This is a genomic window from Thermogutta sp., from assembly GCF_014359955.1.
In the GTDB taxonomy this organism is placed as follows: Bacteria; Planctomycetota; Planctomycetia; order Pirellulales; family Thermoguttaceae; genus Thermogutta.
This window is the reverse complement of record NZ_JACIYL010000526.1, coordinates 1-3,155: the sequence shown is the minus strand read 5'-3', so window position 1 is coordinate 3,155 and position 3,155 is coordinate 1. Positions and strand designations below refer to the sequence as shown.

Here is a 3,155-nt window from a genome sequence, read left to right as displayed (position 1 = left end):
TTGACTCTGCAATAACACACCCGATTCGGCGCGTCCTTCCTGGTGACCGGGAAGCGACGGCGTTCATTCCCGTCAAGCGTTTGCAATAAAAAAAGCCGTCTTCTGCCTCCGGCGGAATGCGGCCGGTTCGCCCGTGGGGGAACAGTTTCTTCGGCTTGACCCCACGGGCCCTGCAGGATTTACGACCAGGCCTACTGCTTGGACTCCGACTGACTGCCCTCAAGATCGGCGGGCTTTTTGACGTAAACCCACCCGTCGCGGATCGCGACCTGGTAGGTTCGCGCGCGAAGAGAGGCCACATCGAGACACTGGCCGTCGGTCAGCCGAAACGCCCACATATGCCGGGGACAAATGACCGCCCCCTGATCAATCCATCCGGCAGAAAGCGAGTCACCCATGTGCGGGCAATAATCGTCCACCGCGAAGACTTCCTCTCCCACACGAAAAAGGGCGATGTCATGGCCCTCTGCGGAAAACAGGAAACCTTCTCCCTCTTTCAAGGAGGTCAGTTTGACTGCCCTCCACCACTGCTCGTCATGCCAGTCGAAACTTCTATCCGTCACAGGCAACTCCGTGATTGAATGGCGGTTATCAAACCCGAATCGGTGCCCCTGGTTTTCCCAATCGGCTCGCCCTCAATCTTTCGGTGTCCGGCGTGCCGACTCTCATCCCATCCATTGGCGTCAGTTCGGATGTTAGCCTCGCCGAGTAAAATGATTCTCCGTTAAAATAGGCCTGCTTTGGGCGTGTCTTTCAATTCTAATGAGTCCGGCAAGAAAAAAATTTTCGTCCCCTGGCCGGCGGAAAAACCGACGGGTGCAGCGCTGCATTCGGAAAACCGATCCTGGGAGCGATATCGATGCGAAGCAATGCTGTTAAGAGCAAAATTCTTAAAGGTCAGGTCGCATGGGGAACATGGATCACGTCGGGAAACTACTACATCACGCGTGCTCTTTTGTCGCTGGGCTTTGACTGGCTGACGGTCGACATGGAACATGCGGCCGTGGACTGGTCGGACGTCGCTCGCCTCGTCGGGGCAATTGCCGACAACAATGTCGTCCCGTTTATCAGGGTCCCCGAGGGAACGCCGTTTTATCTCAAGCGTGCCCTCGACACGGGGGCATTCGGGATCATCGTGCCGAGGGTGGAAACGCCCGAAGTGGCCCAGCAAATCGTCCGTGGGACGCGCTTCCCACCCGACGGCAACCGCAGCGCGGGAGGAGCCCTCCATTTCCTTCACTTTGCGGCAACTTTGGAGGAATATCTAGCGCGGGCAAATCAGGAAATCATGGTGGTTCTGCAAATCGAAAGTCCTCGCGGCGTCCAGAATTGTGCAGCCATCGCTTCCGTCGCTGGGTTTGATGCGCTGCTGGTAGGTCCCCTCGATCTGGAGACGCGTCTCCGGGCAGAATCGCCCGCCGGCGACGTCAGTCACGCCTTTGCAGAGCACGTCCGGAAGGTCATCGGTGCGGGTGAACGTTTCGGCCGGATAACCGGAATTCACGCGAGAAGTCCGGAGGAAGCCCGATTCTGGGCTGAGCAGGGTATGCGGCTGATCGCGGTGGGGACCGACATCGGTATGCTCACCGAACGAGCTCGCGAGTATGTCGCGGCACTTTCCGGTGCAACCCCCGGTCGTGAGTCCTAGACCGCCGCGGATGTGTAGGGCAACCCGCGTGCGTGTTGCTGACCGGGAGTCTGCCGCCCGCAATACTTTACTCCTGTGACTCCTCAGGAGGTCATGCCCTTGGTGAGCAACATGAACGCGGTCTCGAGATTGATTTCCTCCTCCTTGAACAGTTTGATGGCATAGCCCTGTTCGAGCAGGAGGCGGGGCAACTCCCGGTAGTCTTCGACACCTTTTTTGAGGGTCACATACAGCCGGTTTTGCCGAATATCCACGCTCTCCACCAGGTTGTGGGAGTCGAGGAGACGGGCGGCGCCGTCCGGCTGATCCCATAATTCAATGCACAGCGTGATCTTCTCCCGAATTCGCCGCATCACCTCCTCCAGCTCTCCGCAGACCTTGAGAACGCCCTGCTCGATGATTCCCACCTTGTTGCAGATGTCAGCCAACTCGGGCAGGATGTGGCTGGAAACCATGATCGTCTTGCCCATCTGTCGGAGTCGCTTGAGGAGCTGCCGGATTTCAATGCGGGCCCGCGGATCCAAACCGCTCGCCGGCTCATCGAGAATGAGCACCTGGGGATCGTGGAGCAGCACTCGGGCAAGTCCCAGACGCTGCGTCATGCCGCGGGAAAGACTTGTCACGAGTGCATCCCGCTTGTAACCCAGCTCGACAAGCTCCAGCATCTCCTCGCACACACGGCGGCGTTTCGGCCCGTTGATACGGTAAGCGGCGGCGAAAAACTCCAGATATTCGATGACCTTCATGTCATCGTACACGCCGAAGAAGTCGGGCATGTAGCCGATGAGTCGGCGAATCTCCTTGGGGTGTGTATAAATGGAATGATCGCATACGTAGGCCTCACCCCAACTCGGCTGAAGGAGCGTCGCCAGAATCCTCATGGTGGTGGTCTTGCCGGAACCGTTCGGCCCGATAAACCCGAACAAATCCCCCTGACGCAATTCGAGCGTGAGATGGTCCACAGCTCGAATCTGGCCGTAAATCTTCGTAAGACCGACCGTCTTGACAGCCACGGGGCGGTCATCGGCGTTCGATGGCTTTTGGATATTCATGGGCGATGGACGGCTGGCCGCCGTCGTTGAAAATGTGTTTTGAATCATTGTCGTCACACTACTCGCGTTCCAGGATTGGATGATTGCCTGATTTTTCTAACTCGTTTTTTTCACGACCAGCAGTTTGTGCCGCCCCAGTTTCGTCCTGGGGGGGAAGTACGGGCAACACAAACCGCCAGAATACGTCGCTGTTTCGCTTTATGGAAATGGAGTCTTCATCATCACTTTTCAGTGTAATTCCAAACTCAGCCTGTTGGGGCTTTGCGTCGGGAGGTTGCCGCATTCGCCCCACCAGCACGGCCCTTCCGTTCAGAACGGCATCCGTCAGATCCAGGCTGGGCCAGTACTCGTGAGAGAGCTGCGTGTAGGCTTTTCCCCCGGCCGCCTGATAAAAACCCATCATTCGTAGGATGTAGGCGACATCGCGGGATGCCTGATCGTACGGCTGCACCTGC

At 57.6% G+C, this 3,155-nt stretch carries 4 protein-coding genes; 1 reads left to right on the top strand and 3 read right to left on the bottom strand.

Features of this window, described 5'->3' with window-relative positions; genetic code table 11:
• Nucleotides 1-191: 191 nt before the first annotated feature.
• On the bottom strand, nt 192-563 hold the full coding sequence (locus H5U08_RS13945; RefSeq protein WP_297034268.1) for a Rieske (2Fe-2S) protein: 372 nt from the start codon (nt 561-563) through the stop codon (nt 192-194).
• Nucleotides 564-859: 296 nt separating this feature from the next.
• Here H5U08_RS13945 and H5U08_RS13940 point away from each other — a divergent pair, with 296 nt between their 5' ends.
• Nucleotides 860-1,648, top strand: a complete 789-nt coding sequence (locus H5U08_RS13940) for an aldolase/citrate lyase family protein (RefSeq protein ID WP_297034265.1) — start codon at nt 860-862, stop codon at nt 1,646-1,648.
• Nucleotides 1,649-1,731: 83 nt separating this feature from the next.
• On the opposite strand, the gene H5U08_RS13935 is transcribed toward H5U08_RS13940, so the two are convergent.
• Complete coding sequence (locus H5U08_RS13935; RefSeq protein ID WP_297034263.1) at nt 1,732-2,748, bottom strand: ABC transporter ATP-binding protein; 1,017 nt, start codon at nt 2,746-2,748, stop codon at nt 1,732-1,734.
• Nucleotides 2,749-2,758: 10 nt separating this feature from the next.
• Nucleotides 2,759-3,155: hypothetical protein (locus H5U08_RS13930; RefSeq protein WP_297034261.1), on the bottom strand; the 397-nt coding region annotated here is incomplete at its 5' end.

Excerpts from the sequence above, each read along its gene's own strand:
- H5U08_RS13935 (WP_297034263.1), bottom strand. The coding sequence starts at position 2,748 with ATGATTCAAAACACATTTTCAACGACGGCGGCCAGCCGTCCATCGCCC.
- H5U08_RS13940 (WP_297034265.1), top strand. The coding sequence starts at position 860 with ATGCGAAGCAATGCTGTTAAGAGCAAAATTCTTAAAGGTCAGGTCGCA.